The organism is Dinoroseobacter sp. S375, assembly GCF_049800775.1.
Lineage (GTDB): Bacteria > Pseudomonadota > Alphaproteobacteria > Rhodobacterales > Rhodobacteraceae > Dinoroseobacter.
Genome location: NZ_JBNAFR010000004.1, coordinates 13,497 through 35,816 on the forward strand (window position 1 = coordinate 13,497; position 22,320 = coordinate 35,816).

At 64.2% G+C, this 22,320-nt stretch carries 23 protein-coding genes; 11 read left to right on the forward strand and 12 right to left on the reverse strand.

Annotated elements, in window-relative coordinates; translation table 11 throughout:
* Positions 1 to 112: 112 nt before the first annotated feature.
* Positions 113 to 1,462 (forward strand): hypothetical protein, encoded by a 1,350-nt coding sequence (locus tag ACP150_RS10575; RefSeq protein ID WP_424966592.1) that lies wholly within the window; start codon positions 113 to 115, stop codon positions 1,460 to 1,462.
* Here the strand turns inward: ACP150_RS10575 and ACP150_RS10580 are convergent, their stop codons facing one another.
* Positions 1,463 to 1,867 carry a RidA family protein gene (locus tag ACP150_RS10580; RefSeq protein ID WP_424966594.1) on the reverse strand — a complete coding sequence of 135 codons (405 nt, stop codon included), beginning with the start codon at positions 1,865 to 1,867 and terminating at the stop codon, positions 1,463 to 1,465. It lies immediately after the preceding gene.
* 240 nt (positions 1,868 to 2,107) lie between these two features.
* Between ACP150_RS10580 and ACP150_RS10585 the strand changes: the two genes are divergently transcribed.
* The 9 genes from ACP150_RS10585 (at position 2,108) to ACP150_RS10625 (ending at position 10,591) form a co-directional block, all read left to right on the forward strand.
* On the forward strand, positions 2,108 to 3,106 hold the full coding sequence (locus tag ACP150_RS10585; RefSeq protein ID WP_424966595.1) for an ABC transporter substrate-binding protein: 999 nt from the start codon (positions 2,108 to 2,110) through the stop codon (positions 3,104 to 3,106).
* Positions 3,107 to 3,213: 107 nt separating this feature from the next.
* Positions 3,214 to 4,011 (forward strand): ABC transporter ATP-binding protein, encoded by a 798-nt coding sequence (locus tag ACP150_RS10590; protein WP_424966596.1) that lies wholly within the window; start codon positions 3,214 to 3,216, stop codon positions 4,009 to 4,011.
* Positions 4,008 to 4,865 carry an ABC transporter permease gene (locus ACP150_RS10595; protein ID WP_424966597.1) on the forward strand — a complete coding sequence of 286 codons (858 nt, stop codon included), beginning with the start codon at positions 4,008 to 4,010 and terminating at the stop codon, positions 4,863 to 4,865. The genes ACP150_RS10590 and ACP150_RS10595 overlap by 4 nt, the downstream gene beginning before the upstream one ends.
* Positions 4,865 to 6,139 (forward strand): cytosine deaminase, encoded by a 1,275-nt coding sequence (locus tag ACP150_RS10600; protein WP_424966598.1) that lies wholly within the window; start codon positions 4,865 to 4,867, stop codon positions 6,137 to 6,139. Before ACP150_RS10595 ends, ACP150_RS10600 begins: the two co-directional genes overlap by 1 nt.
* Complete coding sequence (locus ACP150_RS10605) at positions 6,136 to 7,542, forward strand: FAD-binding oxidoreductase (protein WP_424966599.1); 1,407 nt, start codon at positions 6,136 to 6,138, stop codon at positions 7,540 to 7,542. The genes ACP150_RS10600 and ACP150_RS10605 overlap by 4 nt, the downstream gene beginning before the upstream one ends.
* A gap of 124 nt (positions 7,543 to 7,666) precedes the next feature.
* Positions 7,667 to 8,260: an NAD(P)H-dependent oxidoreductase gene (locus tag ACP150_RS10610; protein WP_424966601.1), complete on the forward strand. Its 594-nt coding sequence runs from the start codon at positions 7,667 to 7,669 to the stop codon at positions 8,258 to 8,260.
* Complete coding sequence (locus ACP150_RS10615; RefSeq protein ID WP_424966602.1) at positions 8,260 to 8,895, forward strand: NAD(P)H-dependent oxidoreductase; 636 nt, start codon at positions 8,260 to 8,262, stop codon at positions 8,893 to 8,895. The genes ACP150_RS10610 and ACP150_RS10615 overlap by 1 nt, the downstream gene beginning before the upstream one ends.
* A gap of 3 nt (positions 8,896 to 8,898) precedes the next feature.
* On the forward strand, positions 8,899 to 9,801 hold the full coding sequence (locus tag ACP150_RS10620) for an isopenicillin N synthase family dioxygenase (protein WP_424966603.1): 903 nt from the start codon (positions 8,899 to 8,901) through the stop codon (positions 9,799 to 9,801).
* On the forward strand, positions 9,794 to 10,591 hold the full coding sequence (locus ACP150_RS10625; RefSeq protein WP_424966604.1) for a creatininase family protein: 798 nt from the start codon (positions 9,794 to 9,796) through the stop codon (positions 10,589 to 10,591). Before ACP150_RS10620 ends, ACP150_RS10625 begins: the two co-directional genes overlap by 8 nt.
* A gap of 132 nt (positions 10,592 to 10,723) precedes the next feature.
* Here the strand turns inward: ACP150_RS10625 and ACP150_RS10630 are convergent, their stop codons facing one another.
* The 4 genes from ACP150_RS10630 to ACP150_RS10645 all read right to left on the reverse strand — a co-directional run bounded on the left by ACP150_RS10630 (position 10,724) and on the right by ACP150_RS10645 (position 14,552).
* Entirely contained in the window at positions 10,724 to 11,932 is a 1,209-nt protein-coding gene (locus ACP150_RS10630) for a type III PLP-dependent enzyme (protein WP_424966605.1), read from the reverse strand.
* A gap of 265 nt (positions 11,933 to 12,197) precedes the next feature.
* Positions 12,198 to 13,028: a hypothetical protein gene (locus tag ACP150_RS10635; RefSeq protein ID WP_424966606.1), complete on the reverse strand. Its 831-nt coding sequence runs from the start codon at positions 13,026 to 13,028 to the stop codon at positions 12,198 to 12,200.
* Positions 13,029 to 13,031: 3 nt separating this feature from the next.
* Entirely contained in the window at positions 13,032 to 13,445 is a 414-nt protein-coding gene (locus ACP150_RS10640) for a hypothetical protein (RefSeq protein ID WP_424966607.1), read from the reverse strand.
* A 120-nt stretch (positions 13,446 to 13,565) separates the two neighbouring features.
* Positions 13,566 to 14,552 (reverse strand): ABC transporter substrate-binding protein, encoded by a 987-nt coding sequence (locus tag ACP150_RS10645; RefSeq protein ID WP_424966608.1) that lies wholly within the window; start codon positions 14,550 to 14,552, stop codon positions 13,566 to 13,568.
* 249 nt (positions 14,553 to 14,801) lie between these two features.
* Here ACP150_RS10645 and ACP150_RS10650 point away from each other — a divergent pair, with 249 nt between their 5' ends.
* Positions 14,802 to 15,416, forward strand: coding sequence for a VPLPA-CTERM sorting domain-containing protein (locus tag ACP150_RS10650; RefSeq protein WP_424966610.1), 615 nt, complete (start codon positions 14,802 to 14,804; stop codon positions 15,414 to 15,416).
* Positions 15,417 to 15,477: 61 nt separating this feature from the next.
* Here ACP150_RS10650 and ACP150_RS10655 read toward each other — a convergent pair whose 3' ends face one another.
* The 7 genes from ACP150_RS10655 to ACP150_RS10685 all read right to left on the reverse strand — a co-directional run bounded on the left by ACP150_RS10655 (position 15,478) and on the right by ACP150_RS10685 (position 22,306).
* Complete coding sequence (locus ACP150_RS10655) at positions 15,478 to 16,377, reverse strand: ABC transporter permease (RefSeq protein ID WP_424966611.1); 900 nt, start codon at positions 16,375 to 16,377, stop codon at positions 15,478 to 15,480.
* Entirely contained in the window at positions 16,374 to 17,291 is a 918-nt protein-coding gene (locus tag ACP150_RS10660) for an ABC transporter permease (RefSeq protein WP_424966612.1), read from the reverse strand. Before ACP150_RS10660 ends, ACP150_RS10655 begins: the two co-directional genes overlap by 4 nt.
* A 195-nt stretch (positions 17,292 to 17,486) precedes the next feature.
* Positions 17,487 to 18,254, reverse strand: a complete 768-nt coding sequence (locus tag ACP150_RS10665; protein WP_424966953.1) for an ABC transporter ATP-binding protein — start codon at positions 18,252 to 18,254, stop codon at positions 17,487 to 17,489.
* 228 nt (positions 18,255 to 18,482) lie between these two features.
* Positions 18,483 to 19,934 carry a dihydropyrimidinase gene (hydA, locus tag ACP150_RS10670; RefSeq protein WP_424966613.1) on the reverse strand — a complete coding sequence of 484 codons (1,452 nt, stop codon included), beginning with the start codon at positions 19,932 to 19,934 and terminating at the stop codon, positions 18,483 to 18,485.
* A 68-nt stretch (positions 19,935 to 20,002) separates the two neighbouring features.
* The gene (locus ACP150_RS10675) at positions 20,003 to 20,746 is read right to left on the reverse strand and encodes a class II aldolase/adducin family protein (RefSeq protein ID WP_424966614.1); all 744 of its coding nucleotides are present in this window, start codon (positions 20,744 to 20,746) and stop codon (positions 20,003 to 20,005) included.
* 37 nt (positions 20,747 to 20,783) lie between these two features.
* Positions 20,784 to 21,035 carry a hypothetical protein gene (locus ACP150_RS10680; protein ID WP_424966616.1) on the reverse strand — a complete coding sequence of 84 codons (252 nt, stop codon included), beginning with the start codon at positions 21,033 to 21,035 and terminating at the stop codon, positions 20,784 to 20,786.
* Positions 21,032 to 22,306: a Zn-dependent hydrolase gene (locus tag ACP150_RS10685; RefSeq protein ID WP_424966617.1), complete on the reverse strand. Its 1,275-nt coding sequence runs from the start codon at positions 22,304 to 22,306 to the stop codon at positions 21,032 to 21,034. The genes ACP150_RS10680 and ACP150_RS10685 overlap by 4 nt, the downstream gene beginning before the upstream one ends.
* Between the last annotated feature and the right edge of the window lie 14 nt (positions 22,307 to 22,320).

Below are 22,320 nucleotides of genomic sequence, written 5' to 3' on the forward strand. Positions count from 1 at the left end.
TTTGGGCAGGCACCCGCGAAATCTCTGCGCAATTCGAACCATCCGCACGGGGCCCCTCGTACCGCGCTGTCGCCAGCGTTAAACTCCGGCCACGCCACCTGAGGATCTGCCCGTGACCAGCTACCGCTTTGCCAGCCCGGACCTCATCCTGCTGGAGATCCCCGGCACGGGGGCGGACGCCTTGCGCGACGCTTTGGGTCCGCCCGAAGAGACGCGCCCCGTCACGCAGATGGACGCACCCGAGCTGCCCTGCATCGCTCTGATTGCGCACCCTTTTCTGCGTGCCGCTCGGATCATCACGGAGTTCGCGACGCCGCAGGACGGTGCCCCGTCCGCGCGCCTGCCCGGGCTGACGCTCGAGGGGGCGCTGGACATCCTCGAAAACCCGCGCGCGCCGCTGGATCACAGTCGCGCATACCCTCAGGCGCAGCTGAAAGCCGCGCTCGCCCCGCAGACCCATCCGATCCGGCACCTGCACACTGCGACGCGGATCCTGCAGAGCGAGACCCTGCAGAGCGCGCCACCGGACAACTTGCCCAAAGTCACACTGCCCGAGGTGACCGCCTTGCCGGACTGGCCGAGCAGCATCGTCAAACGCATGAGCAAGATCTATGCCGAGGATTTCGCACTGCTGGGCTACAGCCCGGATCAGCCCATGCCCACGGGGGAGATCGCCCCGCTTGCGCCCCCCGCGCCACAGGTCTGGGATCTCTGGCCCGCCTTTTTCGACCAGCATGACGTGCGGATCGCGGCGGCGGCGCAGGCGCTCCCGGCGCCGGGTGTGGACCTTGCCCCTTTCTCCACAGCGGTGGTCGGCGGGCGCCGGGGCAATACCTGGGCCGGGCGGGAGCCGAACCTGATCCGCCATTTCCGCAAGCTCCAGCCCGAATTTGCCGACCAGTCCCGGCTCGCGCATCTTCTGGCGGCCACGGTCGTGATCCTGCGGCGTGACCCGGAGTGCCGGGAGGCTGCCGAGCTTTTCCACGAAATTACTGAGGACTACAGCCTGCAGCTTGCATCCGAGATGAAGCTGCGCTGGCTGGTCTCTGTCACCGACACCTTCGCGGATCTCGGACGAAACCAGGGCCAGCGCGCCATGGGGATCGCGGGCAGCCTGCTCGCCAATACGCTGAAACTGTCAGAGACCGAGCGGCGGCTCTATGCGGTGCCCCGCCCCTGGCCGCCGCAGCGGCGGCTCGCGGGGGGCGGCGCGCTGTTTGACGGGATGATCACCTATTGGGTCGAAAAGGGCGAGATGATCACCCTGATGACCGAGCGGCTCGAACGGGTCTGCGCCGAGGATCCGCAGGCGGGTCCTTTTACCCGCGAGATCCTGCGCCGGGCCCATCGCCACAACACCGTCTATAAGCGTCTGTCAGACCTGGCCGAGACCACGCCGCCGCCGCTTCTGGATGCGGAACTGACCGAAGAGCTCAGCAAGCTGACCTCTGATCTTTTGTGATCAGTCTTGCGGGATCTGCGCCGCCAGTAGCTCGATCTCGACCTTGAATTCGGGGCGCGTGAAGCCCGACACGATCATCAGGGTCGAGGCCGGCAGATGATCCGGGACTGCGGCCAACCAGGCATCCCGCGCCGCCATATACCCCGCCATATGGGCACGGTCCGTGACATACGCATTGATCCGCACCACATCCCCGCGCCCCATACCGCCCTCGGCCAGCACTGCGTCGAGATTGGCGAAACACAGCGCCGCCTGCGCCTCGGCGCTATCCGGCGCGATGTCATCCGGCCCGATGCCCAGCTGCCCCGAGCAGACCACAAGCCGCGCACCCGCGGGCACCTCGACCCCATGGGCATAGCGCGCAAAGGGCGGACGGATCGTTTCGGGGATAAGCGGGCGCAGCATCTGGATCTCCTGTCTTTGCTGCCTGAGAGGGTGCCAGCCCTGTCAGGCAGAGGCCAGCCCGCAGAGCGCTTGGCACGCGTTCGTCAAAAACCGCTTGCTTTTTCAGCACCACGCTCAACACTTAACCCAAGCCGCCGGAAAATTGAGCAGACGCGCAGGCTCTCGAGGCTGTGACCCTGCCATTTTGCCCCGACACGTTAACTTTGAAGCAACAAAAACCAAAAACCGACAGGAGAGTTCATGACCCGTCTCACCCCTTCTCTGGTGGCTCTGGCCGCCGTGCTTGGCGCGAGTGCCGCCTCTGCCGAAAATGCCAAGGTTGTGTTCGGCACGAACTGGCTGGCGCAGGCTGAACATGGCGGTTTCTACCAAGCCGTGGCCGATGGCACCTATGCGGCCTGCGGTCTCGACGTCGAGATCATCTCGGGCGGCCCGCAGGTGAACAACCGCGCGCTGATGCTGGCCGGGCGGATCGATTACCACATGGGCGGCGACCTGCTGCAGGCGTTTAACGCAGTGAAGGAAGGCATCCCGGTTGTCGCCATCGCGGGGATCTTCCAGAAGCACCCGCAGGTCATCGTGGCCCATCCGGATGTGACGAGCTGGGATCAGCTCAAGGACAAGACCCTGCTGATCGGGGACAATGGCTTCACCTCCTACTACCAGTGGATGATTTCGGCCCATGGCTTCACCGTGGAGCAGCGCCAGCCCTATACCTTCAACCCGGCGCCCTTCCTTGCGGATACCAGCCTCGGGATGCAGGGCTACCTGAGCTCCGAGCCTTATGTGGTTGAAAAGGAAGGCGGGTTCAAACCCAACATCTTCCTGATCGCGGATAACGGCTATTCCAGCTACGCCACCACGATCGAGACCATGGCGGCCACGATCGAAGAAAAGCCCGAGCAGGTGAAATGCTTCGTCGAAGGCTCGATCAAGGGCTGGTACAATTATCTCTATGGTGACAACGCAGCCGCGAATGAGCTCATCAAGGCGGCCAACCCGGATATGTCCGACGACAAGATCGCCTTCGCCATCGACAAGATGCTGACCGAGGGGATCGTGGATTCCGGCGATGCCGAGACCATGGGCATTGGCGTGATGACCGACGCGGTGGTCGAGGATTTCTACGCCAAGATGGTGGACGCGGGCGTCATCGATGACGGTCTCGACATCAAGGCCGCCTACACGACCGAGTTCGTGGGTCAGGGCCTCGGCATGGATCTGAAACCCGGCGGCTAAGGCCGTCTGGCACCGTCCGCGCCCAATTCCTCCTCCTGAGCGCGGACGGTGGGAAAGACCTGGCCGGCACGTTCACGCGTGCCGGCATTTGACTGTAAAGGATAGGCATGTCTCTCGCTGCCCCTGCTCCGACCGTCCCGCTGGATGCGCGCCCGCCGGTCCTGACCCTGTCGGGGGTCGACAAGGTGTTCAACGGCGATGTGGTCGCCCTGCGCGACCTGAACCTGCAGATCAATCAGGGGGATTTCATGTCCCTGCTCGGCCCGTCGGGCTGCGGCAAATCCACGGCGCTGCGGATCATCGCCGACCTGCTGCACCCGACCCGCGGCAGTGTCACCTGGGCCGGGGGCCATGACACGGGCGATCTGGGCGTGGTGTTCCAGGAACCGACCCTGATGCCATGGGCCACCGTCGCGCAGAATGTCTATCTGCCCTACCGGCTGCGCGGGAAATCCTATGGCGCGGTCAAGGACGAGGTCCTGGAGGCGCTCAAGCTCGTCGGGCTCGACAAGTTCCAGAACGCCTATCCCCGCGAGCTTTCGGGCGGGATGAAGATGCGCGTCTCCATTGCGCGCGCCATGGTCACGCGCCCTCGCCTGATCCTGATGGACGAACCCTTTGCGGCACTCGACGAGATCACCCGGTTCAAGCTCAACAACGACCTTCTGGCCCTGAAAGAGAAGATCGGCTGCACAGTGATCTTCGTGACCCATTCCGTGTTCGAAAGCGTGTTCCTGTCCGACCGCATCGTGGTGATGGCCGCGCGCCCCGGTCGCGTGCTGCGCGAGGTGCAGGTGGACGCCCCCTATCCGCGCACCGAGGAATTCCGCACCAGCGCCGAGTATGCCGCCCATTGCCGGGCCGCCTCGGATGCCTTGCACGAAGCGATTGGAGTGGCCGCATGAGCATCGCCGACCCGACCTCCCTGACCGAGGCCCCCGATGCGGATGAGCTGGCCCGCCTGCGCGCCCGCCGTTTGGAAAAGATCGGCAAATGGTCCCTGCCCGTCATCGTCATGGCGCTCGGCATCTTCTTTTGGGACCGGGTCGTGGTCTGGAACGAGATCCCCCATTACATCCTGCCCGGACCCGGGCGGGTGCTCGACACGCTGATCGCCGATTGGGGGATCCTTTATGAGGCATCGCTGCTGACGGCGCGGACGACCATCCTCGCGCTGTTGCTGGCGGTGCTGGGCGGGGCCGGGCTCGCCATCCTCTTCAACCAGTCGAAGATGGTTGAGATGAGCTTTTACCCCTATGCGGTGATCCTGCAGGTGACGCCCGTGGTGTCGATCGCGCCGCTGATCTTCATCTATGTGGACAGCAAGACCGCCGGAATGCTCCTCTGTGCCTGGATCGTGGCCTTTTTCCCGGTGCTCAGCTCGACAACACTGGGCCTGAATTCGGTAGATCACAACCTGCGCGATCTGTTCCGGATCTACAAAGCCAGCCGGTGGCAGAAGCTCACCATGCTGCAACTGCCCTCGGCGCTGCCTTACTTCCTGGGCGGGCTCAAAATTGCGGGCGGTCTCAGCCTGATCGGGGCCGTGGTCGCCGAACTGGTTGCGGGCACGGGCGGGGTCGGTGCGGGTCTGGCCGCGCGAATTCAGGAGGCGGGCTACAGGCTCAACATCGCGCGGATGTTTGCCGCCCTGTCGCTGATCGCGGCGATGGGTGTGTTTATCTTTGCGGCCCTCTCGATCCTCAGTCATGCTCTGCTCCATAAATGGCACGAAAGTGCCTTAACCCGGGAGGGCTGATGGACTACCGCGCTTTGCCCAGCGGCGCTTACACCTTATCGAATGTGCATGTTCCGGCATGCCTCTTGGGACAAGACGGCGACCTTGTCCTGACCGAGCTTTCCATAGACGCCCAGGGCACCCTGTCCGAGCCTCAGCCCATCGCCATCGACATGGAAGGCGCGCTTGTGCTGCCGTGTTTCACGGATATGCACACCCATCTGGACAAGGGGCATATCTGGCCCCGCTCCCCCAATCCGGACGGCACCTTCATGGGGGCGCTGACCACGGTTGGCGCGGACCGGGTCGCAAGTTGGAGTGCTGCGGATGTGCGCGCGCGGATGGAATTCTCGCTGCGCTGCGCCTATGCCCATGGCACCCGGGCGATCCGCACCCATCTCGACAGCATCCCACCCCAAGACGGGATCAGCTTCCCGGTCTTCTCCGAATTGCAGGCCGAGTGGGCCGGACGGATCGATTTGCAGGCAGTCTGCCTGATCGGCTGCGACCACTTCTCAAGCGACGGTCCCTTCAAGGCGACAGCCGACATCGTGGCGCGCACCAAGGGGGGCGTGCTGGGGATGGTCACCTACCCGGTACCCGATCTCGATGACCGGTTGCGCGGCTTCTTCGCGCTCGCCGGCGAGCGGGGTCTGGCGGCCGATTTCCATGTGGATGAGACCATGGATCCCGGCTCGGAAACCTTGCGCAGCATCGCGAAGATTGCCGCCGAGGTCGGGTTCGACGCGCCGATCACCGTGGGCCATTGCTGCTCGCTCAGCACCCAGGAAGAGGCCCGCGCGCTGGATACGCTGGACCTGGTGGCGAAACAGGGGATCAACGTGGTCTCCCTGCCGCTCTGCAACCTGTATCTGCAGGACCGCCATGCGAGCCGCACCCCGCGCGGGCGCGGCATCACACTTGTGCATGAGATGGTCGCTCGCGGGATCCCGGTGGCCTTTGCCTCGGACAACACCCGCGATCCGTTCTACGCCTATGGCGATATGGATATGGTCGAAGTGATGCGGGAGGCGACGCGGATCGGTCATCTGGACCATGGCCGCGATGACTGGGTGCGCGCCTTCACGGCCACCCCGGCCGAGATCTGCGGGTTCGATGCCTCGAGCTTTGACAGGGGCGCCCCTGCGGATCTGGTGATCACCAAGGCGCGAAGCTGGAACGAGTTCTTTGCCCGCCCGCAATCGGACCGCATCGTGCTGCGCGGAGGCGAGCCGATCGACCGCACCCTGCCCGATTATGCTGAACTGGACGCCCTGATGGAGACGCCGACATGACCCTGCCCGACAATGTGGCCGCTGCGAAGGCGGCCCTGTCCCATCTCGATATCGAGCAGAACGACAATGCGATCAAATCCAAGAGCCGGGATTTCTTCTGGTATTCGCCCGTGCTCAAGGCGCGGATGGACCACCTGATCGCGGATTTCGTGGTCAGCCCCCGCAGCGAGGCCGAGGTGATCGAGATCCTGCGGGTCTGCTACGCCCATGACGTGCCCGTGACCACGCGCGGCGCGGGCACCGGCAATTACGGGCAGGCCATGCCCATGCGCGGCGGCTGCGTCATGCATCTGCGCCATATGACGGCGGTGAAAGAGATCGCGCCGGGACGCGTGGTCTGCGAGCCGGGGATCCTGCTCAAGGATCTGGACGCGGCCTGCAAGGCGGAGTCGGGGCAAGAGATCCGGATGTTCTCGTCGACATGGGCCACGGCCACGATCGGCGGGTTCATCGCCGGTGGCTCGGGTGGAGTCGGGTCCTGCACATGGGGATCCCTGCGGGATCTGGGCAACATCATCCGCCTGCGCGTTGTGACCATGGAAGAAGAGCCCCGGGTGCTGGAGTTTCGCGGCGAGGAACTGGCGCGGGTGTCCCATGCCTATGGCACGAACGGGATCATCACCGAGATCGAGATGCCGCTGGCCCCCGCCTATGACTGGGTCGAGATGTTCGTGGCCTGCGAGGATTTCATGGATGCCGCGCGCTTTGCCGAGGAGCTGGCCAATGAGGACGGCATCCTGATCAAGCTCGCCAGCGTCTATGAGGCCCCGGCGCCGTTTGACTATTTTCAGCGGGTAAAGCCCCATATCTCGGACAAGGAAACCCTGATCGGGCTCATGGTCGCGCCCCATTCCATGGACGGGTTCGAGACCTTCCTCGGGCGGCGACCGCAGGCGCGGATTGTCTATCGCTCGGATGCAAGTGACTGGGAGCGTGGCCCCGGTCCGGTCTTTGAATATGGCTGGAACCACACGACCCTGCGCGCGCTGAAGGTCGATCCGAGCATCACCTATCTGCAGGTGCGCTACGGTTTCCCCGAGCATCTGGGCCTGATCGAGAAAATGCGCGACGCGTTCAGCCCCGAGGTTCTGCAGCATCTGGAGGTGCTGCGCGAGAACGGCAAGGTGATGTTTGCCGGGCTGAGCCTTGTGAAGTTCACCTCCGAGGAGCGGCTGGATGAGATCATACGGATCCATGAAGAGGCCGGGGCGATGATCTTCAACCCCCATCGCTATACGCTTGAGGAGGGCGGGCGCCAGACCGTGGATGACCGGCAGCTGGCTTTCAAGCGCGAGGCCGATCCCAAAGGGCTGCTCAACCCCGGCAAGATGATCGCCTGGGATGATCCGGATTTCGACTTCTCGCGCATGTATGCCTATCCCAAGATGACCGCGGCGGAGTGACGGGAATGGCGCGGGATCCAATTGTGGGCTGCGCCCATGTCAATGCCCGCGTGTGGGGGGCTCTGCCCCCCGGCTGCGCCGCAGCCTCCCCCCGGGATATTTCCGGACTTAAGATGGATCTGCGATGACGACTGAGAAAGGGCGCGTGCTGGTTCTGGCCGCCCATCCCTGCCCCGAGAGTTTTTCCCAGGCGCTGCATACCTGCGTGGTGGAGACCCTGACGGCCGAGGGTTGGGAGGTAGATGATTGCGATCTCTATGCCGAGGGGTTCGACCCGGTTCTGTCCGAGACCGGGCGGCGCGGTTACCACGATGAGCCCGCGAATATCGCGCCCGTGGCCGAGTATGTGGCGCGCCTGCGGGCGGCGGATGCCATGGTCATGGTCTTTCCGGTGTGGAATTTCGGCTATCCGGCCATCCTCAAGGGATTTCTCGACCGGGTTTTTCTGCCGGGCGTGTCCTTCAAGCTGGTGGATGGCAAGGTAAAGCCCAATCTGACGCATATTAAAAGGCTTGCAGCTGTGACAACCTATGGGGGTACGCGTACCCGTGCGTTTCTCGCAGGGGACCCGCCCCGTCACTGCGTCAAGCGCGCCGTCTGGCACGTTTGTCGTCCCTTCAAGATGCGGTATCTCGCGCTTTATGACATGAACCGCGCGACAGATGCCAAGCGGGCTGCCTTTCTGGAGAAAGTCACCCGGGAGATGGAGGCTTTCTGATGCGCGCCTTGGTCGTGTATTGCCACCCGAAAAAGGGCAGCTTCAATGCTGCCGTGAAAGATACGGTTCTCGACAAACTGCGCCGCGGGGGGGCGGAAGTGCGGTTGATCGATCTGTATGAGAGAGAGTTCGCGCCGGTCCTGCCGGCCTGTGAGCTGGATGCCTATCTGGACTGTCCGGACAATGTGGAACCCGTGGCCCGCGATGTTGCCGATCTGCGATGGGCGGATACATTGATTTTTGTCTATCCGACATGGTGGTACGGGTTGCCCGCGATGTTGAAGGGGTGGCTGGACCGGGTGCTCTTGCCCGATGTGGCCTTCCTGATGCCCGATGCGGAGAACAAGGATATCCGGCCGGGATTGACCAATATCACCTCGCTCGGCGTGTTTACCACCTGTGGGGCGAGCCGCTGGCTCACCAGCCTGATTGGTGCGCCCGGGCGACGGACGCTCACGCGAGGCGTGCGGCTGATCTGCGCCAAGGGTTGCAAGGTGCATTTCGCGGCCCATTACCTGATGGACAGCTCCACTCCCGAGAGCCGTGCCGCCCATCTGGGCAAGGTCGGCAAGGTCATGGACAAGCTGATCGGCAAGGCACCGGGCGCGCGAGCGCCCTCGACCGCGGTGGCCTGAGCCATGGAGATCCCGCTTCTGGATGCGCGCCGCATGGGCGAGGACCCGGCGGGGTTTGCCCGGGACCTCGGCCGGGCGGCGCGGGGATCGGGGTTTTTCCTGCTGGCCCATCACGATGTGCCACAGGACCTGATCGACGGGGTTCTGGCCCAGGGGGATGCGTTCTTCGCCCTGCCCCATGACGCCAAAGCGCGGATTGCCATTGATGCGGGCAATCGCGGCTGGGCCTGGGAAGGCAGCGAGAAGCTCGATCCGGATAGCGGTCAGGTGGACCGGAAAGAGGCCTTCAATATGGGGCTCGATCTGGCCGCGGACGATCCGCGCATTCTGGCCGGAGATCCGTTTCGCGGCGTCAATCGCTGGCCGGACCTGCCGGGGTTTGCAGAGACCCTTCGGGCGTATTTCGATGCAGTGCATGGGCTGGGCCAGCGCGTGATGCAGGCCGTGGCACGAGATCTGGACCTGCCTCCCGACCATTTCGAGAGTGCGTTTGACGCGCCCATGGCGACGCTGCGGCTGCTCAGCTATCCGGCAGGCTCGCCCGAAGACGGGATCGGGGCCGGGGCGCATACGGATTACGGCGCGCTGACCTTTCTGCTGACCGATGGGGTGCCCGGGCTGCAGGTGCGCCCGCGCGGTCAATCCGACTGGATCGATGTGCCCGATGTCGCCGGGGCCTATATCATCAATATCGGCGATTGCCTGATGCGCTGGTCCAATGACACCTATGTTTCGACACCGCATCGGGTGCTGCCGCCGCCGCGCCCGCGCCGGTCCATCGCGTTCTTCCTCGATCCGAACCCGGAGGCGATGGTGTCCTGCCTTCCGGGTCTGGGCGAGGCGAAATACCCGCCGATCTCTGGCGCGGAGTATCTGCGCAGCCGTCTGGAGGCGACCTATGGCTGAGCGTCGACACTGGTGGTCCGAGTACCGCACGACCGAGTTTGCCGCCATGGATCCCGAACGGGTCATCGCGATCCTGCCCACGGCGGCGATCGAGCAACACGGTCCGCATCTGCCCACGGGCACGGATACGATGATCATGCAGGGCATGCTGGACGCGCTCTGCGCCGCGCTGCCCGAGGATCTGGACATCCGCATTCTGCCGATCCAGTCGGTGGGCAAGTCGAACGAGCATATCCATGCGCCTGGGACCCTTACGCTGGAGGCTGAGACTGCGCTGGGGGCGTGGCGCGAGATCGGGCTCTCCGTGGCGCGGGCGGGGCTGCGCAAGGTGGTGTGCATCAATTCCCATGGCGGAAACCTGGATCTGGTGTCGATCCTGAGCCGGGAGCTACGCGTGCGCGCGGGCATGCTGGCGGTCAAGGCGCAATGGATGAGTTTCGGGACGCCGGAGGGGATGTATTCCGAGCACGAGCGGGCCTTTGGGATCCATGGTGGCGATGTGGAGACATCGCTGATGCTCGCCTTTCGCCCCGAGACCGTGGATATGGCCCAGGCGCAGGACTTTCGGTCTGCCGCCGAGGATGCGCCGATCTCGCCCATCGGGCCGCTGAGCCTGGGTTGGGTGTCGTCTGATCTGAACCCCGCAGGGACCGTCGGCAATGCCAGCGCCGGGAGCGCCGAGAAGGGCCATGCGACCTGCGCCCATCAGGTGGCCGGGATGATCAGGCTGCTGCGCAAACTGCGGGATCTGCCGCTGGATGGCGTAACAGCGACCTATCCCGAGAAGTGATCCTGCACCGTAGCGCCCTGCGCATGCGCAGGGCGCGGACCCGCGTCGCGCCATCGCGGTGGCCCCTGTCAAAAGGCAGGATCGGGGCGCGTCCGCGCCGACCGCATGCGGTCGGCGCCCCCGAGCATTCGCTCAGATGACAACCAGATCCAGCGGCGGAAACCCGTTGAAGCCCACGCTGGAATAGGTGGTGGTGTAGGCCCCGGTCGCCTTGATCAGCACCCGGTCCCCCGCTGCCAGCGCCAAGGGCAACTGCATGGGCCGCGTCTCGTAGAGCACATCCGCACTGTCGCAAGACGGTCCCGCGATGATGCAGGGCCCAAGCTCGCCGCCATCATGGGGCGTCTCGAACTGATAGCGGATCGCCTCTTCCATGGTTTCGGCCAGCCCCGAGAACTTGCCGATGTCGAGATAGACCCAGCGGCACAGATCATCCTCGGATTTCCGCGACACAAGCAGCACCTCCGCAACGATCATCCCGGCTTCGGCCACCAACCCGCGCCCGGGTTCCGCCATCACCGTCGCCGCCCCGAACCGCGCCTGAACCAAGGCGGCCACGCGCGCCGCATAGGTCTCGGCCTCCAGCACCGGATCGCCATAGAAGGCCGGGAAGCCGCCTCCGATATTGATCAGCGTAAGGTCATGACCCTGCGCGCGCCCGGCCTGCCAGATCTCGGCCATCGCATCCAGCGTCTCGGTCCACATCCCCGGATCGCGGGTCTGCGACCCCACATGGAAGCTCAGCCCCACGGGCCGCAACCCGAGATAGGCAGCCCGGTCCATCAGGCGCAGCGCCATCTCAGGCGCGCAGCCAAACTTGCGCGACAGCGGCCAATCCGCCCCGGTCGCCCCTACGAGCACGCGCAGAAACACCCGCGCGCCGGGGGCATGGGCCGCGATCTTGTCGAGCTCCGCCTCGGCATCCGCCGCAAAAAGATCGATCCCATGGGCATGGGCGTAGGCAATGTCGGAGCCGCGCTTGATCGTATTCCCAAAAGAGATTTTCTCCGGCACCGCACCGGCGGCCAAGGCCAGTTCGATCTCGCCACGCGACGCCGCATCGAACCCACAGCCCTCTGCCGCCAGCGCGCGCAGAACCTCGGGCGCCGGGTTGGCCTTCATGGCATAATGGATCAGCGTGCCCTGCCCGAGCCCACGCGCCAGCGCGTGGTACTTGGCCACCACCGCGTCACAGTCCAGCACGAGGGTCGGGCGGTCGAACACGCGCCCATTAATGAACGCACGCAGGCGGTCCTCGACGGATGTATCGGTGAGAGCGACAGGCGCAGCAGAGGCCACACGGGCCAAGCCGGTTACGTAAGCGTTCATGGTCATCTCCATCAGACCCGGGCCCGTGAGGTCCCGACCAGTACCAAAGAAGACGTTACCGTCGCTACATAACCTATTTGGATCCGGTGGGATCCGCCCCGGCAGAGGCGCGTGCGTTGGCGTCAATATCCGCGCATATGGAACCAATGCTGAGTCGGATCAATAGTTTTCTGACGCGGCGCAAAACTTTTTTCACGCCGCGCCCCCGACCGCATTTGACCCGGGCGCGCGGACTGGCAAGGGGCAGCGGCAGACCCGCGCGCTGCCCCTTCAAACGCTAGTTCGAACGGCAGAAATTCACGTTCATATAGGGCGCACGGGTCGCCGCATTTTCGACAGGCTTCAACTCCTCGACGAGCCTGGTCTCGAAATTGAACGAGGCCCGGCCCGATTTGGCGTAGTTGTCCGCGCAGCAGCCCTGCCCGCCTGCAATGGCATGTTCCGGCAGATTGAACGCCCCCTTCACCTCGTGCTGATGACGGCGGGTTTCCCGGAAGGACAAGGGCTTGCCCCCAAAAAGCCGCCCCACACTGCCCGTGCCATTCCAACCGAGAACGTAACGACCTTCAGCCCGGTCATAGAGGGTCGAGAACAGCACCGGACAACTGTTCGACGCCGCGGTGATCACGCCGCTGGGCACGTCCAGACCACGGGTGCGCCTCGCCGTCTTCTGGCACAGGTTGAAGGCAATCCCGGGCACGGCGCCCCCCGCATCGGTGGTGCCCGAGACCGCAACGGCACCGGCTTTGCCGAGGTTCTTGTTCGGCCCCGACCCAATCAGAATGAAGTTCGTCGCACCAATCGTGATCGCTGTCTTGGCGGTGTGATCATGGTCCAGCTGACTGGCATCCGTGATGTCGGTGATGGCATCGCCCCCGCCAACCGCGTCAACCGGTCGGCCCTGCTGGCTTGAGACCAGGAAGCGACCATAGACCTTGTCCGTGGCCGGCCCCCAACCTGTTGGACAGGCCCCGTCGAAGAAAGCCACCGTATCCTTCGGCATCGCATCATCGGCGGTGGCCAGGCCCGGGGCCAGTCCAAAGACAGCAAGCCCGCAGAACAGCGCGCGACGGAGTCGGGAAACATGGGTGAGTGTTGCGTGGTCCATTGGTCAATTCGCCTTGCAAACGAGGAGGGACACGAAGGGAAGATCCGAGGTCGCGCCCCCGGTTGTCACAGTTTTTGAATGCTTGCCCTTGCTGGTTGCGCGATTGTTGCAGCAGCTGCTCGCCCCCGAGATGCCTTTTTCCTCCAGGGTAAGAGACAGGGTCACCTCATGGGTATGGTCGCGCTCGTTCAGCCCCGTAATGGCCGGAGCCCCAAAAGTCTGTCCCCATTCGGTCGGATTTTTCGTCGCCAGAAGCAGGCGACCTTTCGCATCATCCACCGGCAGTGATCCGGTCGGACAGTTCTGGTCCTCCACGAAGAAGACCATACCGCTGGGCAGCGCGGATTGCGCCAGCGCCCCCCCGGCAAGGGCGAGACACAGCCCCGCAGCCGCCCCCGACAACAAAGTGCATTTCATAAACAATCCTCCGAAGTTGAGAGAATAGTTTCGTGCAAAGTTGACGTTACGGCAATTTAATTCACAAAAAACCCCGCAGCCGGGGATCGGCTGCGGGGAAACGCTTGGTTTAAAGGCGGTTTAGTTCAGCGCCGCGTCCGTGATGGCGTGGGTCCAGGCGCCCTCGGGCTCCTTGGTGATCACCGGATCCGAGCCGCCGCCCAGCAGGGTTGCGACCGTCCGGTCGAAATCGGCCGGGTCCAGCGCGCCATTGGAGCCTGCGGTCAGCTTGGCGATCTCGCCCATCATCCGCTTCTGGTGGGTCTCGGTCTGCGCGCCGGTGGCGTCATTGTCGAGCACGATCTCGGCGGCCTCGTCCGGGTTCGCCTCGGCATATTTCCAGCCCTTCATCGAGGCCCGTACGAACCGAACCATCTTTTCGACAAAGGCCGGATCCGAGAGGTTCTCTTCGAGAGCGTAGATCCCGTCCTCGAGCGTGGCGACGCCCTGCTCCTCGTATTTGAAGGTCACCAGCTCATCTGGGCTGACCCCGGCGTCGATCACCTGCCAATACTCGTTATAGGTCATGGTCGAGATGCAATCGGCCTGACGCTGCAGCAGCGGGTCGACATTGAAGCCCTGCTTGAGCACCGTGATCCCATCCTCCCCGCCATCGGTCGGAATGCCGAGCTGGCTCATCCAGCTCAGGAACGGGTACTCATTGCCGAAGAACCACACACCGATGGTCTTGCCCTTGAAATCCTCCGGTCCCGTGATCCCGGTATCCTTCCAGCAGGTCAGCATCAGCCCCGAGCTTTTGAACGGCTGGGCGATATTCACCACCGGCAGGCCCTTTTCCCGCGCGGCCAGAGCCGAGGGCATCCAGTTGAGCATCACATCCGCGCCGCCCCCTGCGAGGACCTGCGGCGGGGCGATATCCGGGCCCCCGGGCAGGATCGTCACGTCGAGATCCTCTTCCTCGTAGAACCCCTTGTCCAACGCCACATAATAGCCAGCGAATTGGGCTTGCGTGACCCATTGCAACTGAAGCTTCACCTCATCCGCCGCCTGCGCCGCCGAGGCCCCCATGAGTGCTGCAACTCCAAACCCGATCATGGCTGATTTCATACCGATAACTCCCGCTGTGATTCGTGTTCCCTGGCCACGTTGTCCCGTGTGCCTGACGATATTCTGACCAAAGTGTCAGGAAACACCAGCGAACCCTGCCGCCAATCAGAAAAAACACCCCATTTCCAAGCAGGTTTCGGCGCGATTGTCCTGAACTGAGCAGAACTCAGCCACCCGTCCCGATGCGGTCTCCGGAACGCGCAAAATATGTTACGATAGGGTTAATTGTTCTAATGGGAGTAAATGAACATGTTGCGTCGCGTATCGGCCCTCGCTCTGGCCACACTGGCAGCCTCTGCAATTTCCGCGCAGGCCGCCCCGATTGATCTCACATCGCTGATCGACACCTCCGGCAACCCGGTCTCGGTGCCTGAGCTGTCCATTTCGACGCCCGACGCCGCGGAGATATTCGTGGGCGGCGCTCCGATCTTCGGCAGCCAGGAAGTCATCTTCTGCGCCCTCGGTAGCAACTGCGACAATGATGTGACTCTGACCTTTACGACACCGTCGAGCAATGTGAGCTTTTCCGTTGGGGACCAGCTCCCGGCGGGCGCCATCGAAACGATTGAAGTCTCGGCTTTTGACAGCTTGAGCATGCTGCTTGGCACGGTGGAGGTGACATCGGCGGATCTTGCGGCCGGGGGGACGGATTCGAGTGGGATCTCGCAGTTCACCGTTGATCTGAGCGGCTTCGGCACGATCTCGGAGATCAGGATCGCCGACCAGAACACCGCGGCAACCGGTGGGTTCTTCTATTACGACGTCAACGCAACGCCGATCCCCTTGCCTGCGGCCCTGCCGCTGATGGCGCTGGGTCTTGGCGCATTGGGCATCGCGCGCAGCCGCAAACGCAAGGCGGCCTGAACCTCTTGGATCTTTGAAACCTGCGCGGGCGGCCCCTCCGGACCGCCCGTTTTCACTTCGCCTAGCGCCGCATGGAGGGGTGCCAGAAGGTCACCCGCCGCTCGATCAGCGCCACCGCGCCGTAAAAGGCCGACCCGGCCAGCGCGGCCACGGTGATCTCGGCCCAGACCATGTCGAGCGCCAATTGCCCGACGCTGGTCGAGATGCGGAACCCCATCCCCCGGATCGGCGAGCCGAAGAACTCCGCCACGATAGCGCCGATCAGCGCGAGGGTCGTGGCGATCTTGAGCCCGTTGAAGATGAAGGGCATCGCCGCCGGCAAGCGCAAAAAGATCAGGCTCTGCCAATGGCTTGCCGCATAGGTGTGCATCAGGTCGCGCTGCATCCGGTCCGCGCTGCGCAGACCCTCGACCGTGTTCACGAGGATCGGGAAAAAGACCATCACCACGACGACGGCTGCCTTGGATTGCCAATCAAAGCCGAACCACATCACGAGGATCGGCGCGGTGCCGATGATCGGCAGCGCCGCCATGAAGTTACCCACCGGCAACAGCCCGCGCCGCAGGAAGTCATAGCGATCCACCAGCAGCGCCACGGCAAAGGCCGCCAGCGCCCCCATCGCATACCCCGACAGCGCCCCCTTGATGAAGGTCTGGACAAAGTCCTCCCACAGGATCGGCAGGCTCGTGGCAATCCGCGCCCCGATCGCCGTGGGCGGCGGCAGGATGACCCCGGGCACCGCATAAAGCCGCACCGTCGCCTCCCAGAGCGCGAGAATGGTGAGCCCGAATACCACCGGCACCGCCGCCCGCGCCGCCTTGGCCGACCTGCGCGACAGCCAGACATTGAGCGCCCAGGCCGCCGCCCAGAGCGCCAGTACGAGCCCAAGGCGCGGATCGATCAGCGCCGCAAGTACGGGCACCGCCAGGAACGCGCCATAGCTGCGCATAACCCCGGTCATTGGCTCAGCCCCATGCGCGACAGGGTCACGCGCTGGATCAGCCCGATCAACCCGACCAGCAACGCCGCAAGGATCGCCGCCCCGACGAGCGCAGACCAGATCTGGATTGTTTGACCGTAATAGCTACCCGCCAAGAGGCGCGCGCCAAGCCCCGCAACCGCTCCCGTCGGCAATTCGCCGACAATCGCGCCCACAAGGCTCGCCGCCACGGCCACCTTGAGCGAGGTGAAGAGATAGGGCAGCGAGGCCGGCAGTCGCAGCATCCAAAGGGCTTGCGCCGGGCTCGCATTATAGGTCCGCAACAGGTCGGTCTGCATCGCATCGGGGCTGCGCAGCCCCTTGACCATGCCGACCACCACCGGAAAGAAACTGAGATAGGCCGAGATCATCGCCTTGGGCAGCAGCCCCTGCACGCCCACCGAGTTTAGCACCACGATGATCATCGGCGCGATGGCCAGGATCGGAATGGTCTGAGAGGCGATCGCCCAGGGCATCACGCTCAGATCCATCGCCCGGTTATACAGGATCCCGATCGCCAGCAGCACACCCGCCGCAGAGCCGATCAGGAACCCGAGCAAGGTCGCGCTCAGGGTCACCCAGCCATGGAAGACAAGGCTGCGTTTCGACGTGATCTTTTTCTCGACCGTGGTCTCCCACAGCTCGATCGCCACCTGATGGGGCGCGGGCAGACGGGGCCGGTCCTGCGCCCATGTATCGGGGATGGCAAAGCTGTTGGTGGCCACGAGCAGCAGCGCACTCATATCCCGCCGCGCCGCAGGGGTTTCAGGCGTCACCACCGCGCCAGCCCGCTCGGCCTCGACCAGAACACCCTTGATGTTCATGGGCACCGCCGCCGCATACCAAAGCGCCACCAAAGCCGCGATCACCGTGAGAACTGGCAGGATCAGACGCATGACCGCCCCCCTTTCATTGTTCCGCAAATACTCATGACGCACCGCCAGCCCGTAGCGATGTTTCTTGAGTATTTTAGGAACAATGAAACCAATCTGGTGTTGTCTAAGGCCACGGTACAGGCTGGAGAGCCGATGACCGTGAACGATGAGGGCCGCTTGCACCTTGGCTGGGGCAAGCGGTTCATCCCATCTGCCTTACTCATCGATATGCCCCGCCCGCAATCCGTCGCGCACCCGGTTCGCGATCTCGATGAATTCGGGCGTATCGCGGATCTCCAAGGGGCGCTCCCTCGGCAGGGAACTGTCAATCACATCCGTGATCCGCCCCGGGCGCGGTGACATCACGACAATCTTGGTGCTGAGATAGACCGCCTCGGGGATGGAATGGGTGACAAAACCAATGGTCTTTTCCGTGCGCGCCCAGAGGGCGAGCAGCTGTTCGTTCAGATGATCCCGCACGATCTCGTCTAGCGCGCCGAAGGGCTCATCCATGAGCAGGATATCCGCGTCAAAGGCCAGAGCCCGCGCGATTGAGGCACGCTGCTGCATCCCGCCCGAGAGCTGCCAAGGAAATTTCTTGGCAAACCCCGCCAGATCGACCAACTCCAGGACGCGCGCCACGCGCTCGGCCTGCTCGGACTTGGAATAGCCCATGATCTCCAGCGGCAGGGACACGTTCCGCGCGATTGTTCTCCAGGGATAGAGCCCGGCTGCCTGAAAGACATAGCCATAGGCCCGCGCCTGCCGCGCGGCATCCGGGCTCATGCCGTTGACGCTGAGCGTGCCGCCCGTCGCATGCTCGAGCCCCGCCACCGCGCGCAGGAAGGTCGTCTTCCCACAGCCCGAAGGACCGATGAACGACACGAACTCGCCCTTGCCGATCTCAAGGTTTACGCCCGACAGGGCATGGACCGGGCCATCATTCGTCTCGAAGACCAGATCCACATCCCGCGCCGAGATCACCGCTTCGCGGGTCTGCGCCGCGCGCGCAGCGGGCGGCGCCACCGGCTCGGGCGCACTCCCCTGCTCCGGGGCCTCATACCGCCACGCGCCCTTGCGCGCGGCCAGCTCCACCTCCCCGGCCAGCGGTGTCGAGGGGGTCACTTTCGCAGCTGCGGTCTGCCCCTCCTTGGGGGCTTCGGGATCGTGGTCGAACCCGTCAATCTCTTCTCGACTGAGCATGGAGCGCGCTTAGACCCCGCTCGCCGGAATGCCGCTACGTTCGACCTTGCGGGGAGCGGTCAGCTCCTTCCAGGTGCTGAGCGCCTTGGCCACGGGGGTGACCGGCGGACGCTCGACAAACTTGCCATGGCCCTCCTGGGTTGCAACCTCACCATCCATCACGGCGACCTGACCGCGGGTCAGGGTGTAACGCGGCAGCCCCTTGACCTCCTTGCCTTCGAAGACATTGTAATCAATGGCTGATTGCTGGCTCTCGGCCGTGATCGTCTTGGACTTTTCCGGATCCCAGACCACGATATCGGCATCGGCCCCCACAAGGATCGCGCCCTTCGTGGGATAACAATTCAGGATCTTGGCGATATTGGTCGAGGTCACGGCGACAAACTCGTTCGGCGTGAGCCGCCCGGTGGCCACCCCTTGGGTCCAGAGCATGGGCATCCGGTCCTCCAGCCCGCCGGTCCCGTTCGGGATCTGGGTGAAATCGCCCACGCCATTGCGCTTCTGCGCGGTGGTGAAGGCGCAGTGATCCGTCGCCACCACCGACAGCGAGCCCGACTGCAACCCGGCCCAGAGGCTGTCCTGATGCTTCTGATCCCGGAAGGGCGGCGACATCACCCGGCGCGCGGCATGGTCCCAATCGGGATGGGCATATTCGCTCTCATCCAGGGTCAGGTGCTGGATCAGCGGCTCGCCATAGACGCGCTTGCCCTGCATCCGCGCCCGGCGGATCGCCTCATGGGCCTCTTCGCAGGAGGTGTGGACGATATAGACCGGCACACCTGCCATATCGGCGATCATGATCGCACGGTTGGTGGCCTCACCCTCCACCGCAGGGGGGCGGGAATAGGCATGGGCCTCGGGGCCGTTATTGCCTTCGGCCATCAACTTGGCCTGCAGATCGGCGACGATGTCGCCATTCTCCGCATGCACCAGCGGCAGCGCGCCCAGTTCGGCGCAGCGCCGGAAGGACGCGAACATCTCGTCATCATTCACCATCAGCGCGCCTTTATAGGCCATGAAATGCTTGAAGGTGTTGATCCCGCGCTTCGTGACCGCGTCCATCTCGTTGAAGACCTGCTCGCCCCACCAGGTGATCGCCATGTGGAAGGAGTAATCGCAATTGGCGCGGGTCGACTTGTTGTCCCACATCTGGATCGCGTCGAGCAGTCCCTGCCCCGGGCTCGGCAGCGCGAAATCCACCACCATGGTCGTGCCACCCGAAAGTGCGGCGCGCGTGCCGCTCTCGAAATCATCGGAGGAATAGGTGCCCATGAAGGGCATCTCCAGATGAGTATGCGGGTCGATCCCGCCGGGCATGACATAGCAACCGGTCGCGTCGAGCTCTTTGTCCCCCGAGAGCCCCTGCCCAATCTCGGCGATCTTGCCGCCCTCGACCAGCACATCGGCCGCATAGGTCAGGTCGGCGGTGACCACTGTTCCGTTCTTGATGACTGTCGACATGGGTTTTCTCCGTCTCGGTTTGGCAACCCCGGGCCCTTGCTCGGCGCAGGGCGGGGTCTTGGCTCGTGTCAGTCTTTGTAATCCGGCGCATCCCTGTCGAGGAGGCGCTTCATCTCGGCGAAATGGGTAAACTCCGCCTGCTTGTAGGTCTGCCATTCCGCGGCGGTGGCCTCGGCCAGCGCATCCGGCAAAACGGCGAGCGGTTGCCCGGTGGAATAGGCCAGCACGAGGGTCCGCGCCGCACGCTCCAGGTGATAGAGCGCGTCCCAGGCCTCGGCCACGGTGGCGCCAAAGGTGGTGACCCCGTGGTTCTGCATCATCACGGCGTGGTGCTGCCCCACGGAGCGGGCAATCCGCGCGCCCTCCTCCGCCTCGCTGGCAATGCCGCCAAAGGACAGGTCATAGGCAATGCGCTTGTACCAGCGCGAGGTGACCTGATCGATCGGGTGGATCGTCGGATCCTTGAGCGCCGCCAGCGCCGTGGCATGGGGCGGATGCAGGTGCAACGCGACCCGCGCCTGAGGTACCTCGCGATGCAGCGCGGAATGGATCGACCAGGCGGACGGGTCCGGCGCATCGGGCCGCTCCATCGTCGCGGGGTCGTCGGCGTCGCACAGGACCAGATCGGACGCGCGGACCCGGCTCCAATGCATCCAGCGCGGGTTGACGAGAAAGCGTTTGCCGTCCGCCGAAACCGCCGCCGAGAAATGGTTCGCCACCCCCTCATGCCAGCCCTCGCGGCACGACAGGCGCAGGGCCGCGGCCAGATCGATCCGAAGTTGCGTTTCGTCCATCGGATCCAGGGCGGTCATGGCATGGCTCCTCGCTGTGGATGTGCCGGGCTGCGCATCACGGATCGCAGATCAACTGCTGATCCGCATCCATGAGCGGCGCGCCGGTTTGCGGCTCGGTCGCTTCGATGGCGATGCCGTAGCAGCCATTCTTGTCCCGGATGAGCAGCGAAGGCGGCACGCCCTCGGGCAAGGCTGCGAGCGCGCGGGGCGAGATATCCTCCAGAAGCGGTACGCCCGCCTCATCGGTCAGCGGCTCACAGGCCGCGAGGCCCAGCATCAGCGCGCCGAATGCAACAATCCGCGTCATGCCACGATCTCCGCCGTCTCGACCACCGCGTGGAAGAGCACATTCGTGCCCGCCGTGGCCCATTCCGGGCTGATCTCTTCGGCCTCGTTGTGGCTCAGCCCGTCCACGCAGGGGCACATCACCATGGAGGTCGGGTAGAGATCGTTGATCCAGCAGGCGTCATGCCCCGCGCCGGAAACGATATCCATGTGGGAATAGCCGAGCCGCTCCGCCGCGTTGCGCACGGCCGTCACGCAGCCCGCGTCAAAGGCGGGCGGGTCGAACTGGCCCACGATCTCGGACGAAAACTCGACCCCGATCTCCTCGCAGAGCTTGGGCGCCTTCTCGTCGAACTCAGCGACCATGGCGTTGAGCTTGTCCAGAAGATGGGTGCGCATATCCACGGTGAAGACGACCTTGCCCGGGATGATATTGCGCGAGTTGGGATAGACGTCGATATGGCCGATCGCGCCGACGGCGTTGGGCTGGTTCTTCATCGCGATCTCATGGACCAGTTCGGTGATCCGTGCGAGGCCGCGCCCGGCGTTGCGCCGCATATGCATGGGGGTGGAGCCCGTATGGCTCTCCTTCCCGGTCACGGTGCATTCGATCCAGCGCAGGCCCTGGCCGTGGGTGACGACACCGATTTCCTTGTTCTCCGCCTCGAGGATCGGGCCCTGCTCGATATGCAGCTCGAAAAAGGCGTGCATCTTGCGGTCGCCCACGGGCTCATCCCCGACCCAGCCGATGCGCTTGAGCTCATCTCCGAACCGCTTGCCCTCTGCATCCACGCGGTCATAGGCCCAGTCCTGCGTGTGTTTGCCAGCAAAGACGCCCGAGGCCAGCATGGCGGGGGCGTAGCGGGTGCCCTCCTCATTGGTCCAGTTGGTCACCACGATGGGATGCTTGGTCTTGATGCCCAGATCGTTGAGCGAACGGATGATTTCCAGCCCACCCAGCACGCCGAGCACCCCGTCATACTTGCCGCCCGTGGGCTGCGTATCGAGATGGGAGCCCACATAGACCGGCAGCGCATCCGGGTCCGTCCCCTCGCGCCGCGCGAACATGTTGCCCATTGTGTCCACACCCATGGTGCAGCCCGCCGCCTCGCACCAGCGCTGGAACAGGGCGCGGCCCTCGGCATCCTCATCGGTCAGGGTCTGACGGTTGTTGCCGCCCGCGATCCCCGGGCCGATCTTGGCCATCTCCATCAGGCTGTCCCAGAGACGAGCGCCATCGATCTTGAGGTTCTCTCCCGGTGCTGCGCTGGCGGCGTCTGTGTCGGCTGGCATCGCTCTCTCCTGGT

Excerpts from the sequence above, each read along its gene's own strand:
- ACP150_RS10580 (WP_424966594.1), bottom strand. The coding sequence starts at position 1,867 with ATGCTGCGCCCGCTTATCCCCGAAACGATCCGTCCGCCCTTTGCGCGC.
- ACP150_RS10585 (WP_424966595.1), top strand. The coding sequence starts at position 2,108 with ATGACCCGTCTCACCCCTTCTCTGGTGGCTCTGGCCGCCGTGCTTGGC.
- ACP150_RS10590 (WP_424966596.1), top strand. The coding sequence starts at position 3,214 with ATGTCTCTCGCTGCCCCTGCTCCGACCGTCCCGCTGGATGCGCGCCCG.
- ACP150_RS10595 (WP_424966597.1), top strand. The coding sequence starts at position 4,008 with ATGAGCATCGCCGACCCGACCTCCCTGACCGAGGCCCCCGATGCGGAT.
- ACP150_RS10600 (WP_424966598.1), top strand. The coding sequence starts at position 4,865 with ATGGACTACCGCGCTTTGCCCAGCGGCGCTTACACCTTATCGAATGTG.
- ACP150_RS10605 (WP_424966599.1), top strand. The coding sequence starts at position 6,136 with ATGACCCTGCCCGACAATGTGGCCGCTGCGAAGGCGGCCCTGTCCCAT.
- ACP150_RS10610 (WP_424966601.1), top strand. The coding sequence starts at position 7,667 with ATGACGACTGAGAAAGGGCGCGTGCTGGTTCTGGCCGCCCATCCCTGC.
- ACP150_RS10615 (WP_424966602.1), top strand. The coding sequence starts at position 8,260 with ATGCGCGCCTTGGTCGTGTATTGCCACCCGAAAAAGGGCAGCTTCAAT.
- ACP150_RS10620 (WP_424966603.1), top strand. The coding sequence starts at position 8,899 with ATGGAGATCCCGCTTCTGGATGCGCGCCGCATGGGCGAGGACCCGGCG.
- ACP150_RS10625 (WP_424966604.1), top strand. The coding sequence starts at position 9,794 with ATGGCTGAGCGTCGACACTGGTGGTCCGAGTACCGCACGACCGAGTTT.
- ACP150_RS10630 (WP_424966605.1), bottom strand. The coding sequence starts at position 11,932 with ATGGAGATGACCATGAACGCTTACGTAACCGGCTTGGCCCGTGTGGCC.
- ACP150_RS10635 (WP_424966606.1), bottom strand. The coding sequence starts at position 13,028 with ATGGACCACGCAACACTCACCCATGTTTCCCGACTCCGTCGCGCGCTG.
- ACP150_RS10640 (WP_424966607.1), bottom strand. The coding sequence starts at position 13,445 with ATGAAATGCACTTTGTTGTCGGGGGCGGCTGCGGGGCTGTGTCTCGCC.
- ACP150_RS10645 (WP_424966608.1), bottom strand. The coding sequence starts at position 14,552 with ATGAAATCAGCCATGATCGGGTTTGGAGTTGCAGCACTCATGGGGGCC.
- ACP150_RS10650 (WP_424966610.1), top strand. The coding sequence starts at position 14,802 with ATGTTGCGTCGCGTATCGGCCCTCGCTCTGGCCACACTGGCAGCCTCT.
- ACP150_RS10655 (WP_424966611.1), bottom strand. The coding sequence starts at position 16,377 with ATGACCGGGGTTATGCGCAGCTATGGCGCGTTCCTGGCGGTGCCCGTA.
- ACP150_RS10660 (WP_424966612.1), bottom strand. The coding sequence starts at position 17,291 with ATGCGTCTGATCCTGCCAGTTCTCACGGTGATCGCGGCTTTGGTGGCG.
- hydA (WP_424966613.1), bottom strand. The coding sequence starts at position 19,934 with ATGTCGACAGTCATCAAGAACGGAACAGTGGTCACCGCCGACCTGACC.
- ACP150_RS10675 (WP_424966614.1), bottom strand. The coding sequence starts at position 20,746 with ATGACCGCCCTGGATCCGATGGACGAAACGCAACTTCGGATCGATCTG.
- ACP150_RS10680 (WP_424966616.1), bottom strand. The coding sequence starts at position 21,035 with ATGACGCGGATTGTTGCATTCGGCGCGCTGATGCTGGGCCTCGCGGCC.
- ACP150_RS10685 (WP_424966617.1), bottom strand. The coding sequence starts at position 22,306 with ATGCCAGCCGACACAGACGCCGCCAGCGCAGCACCGGGAGAGAACCTC.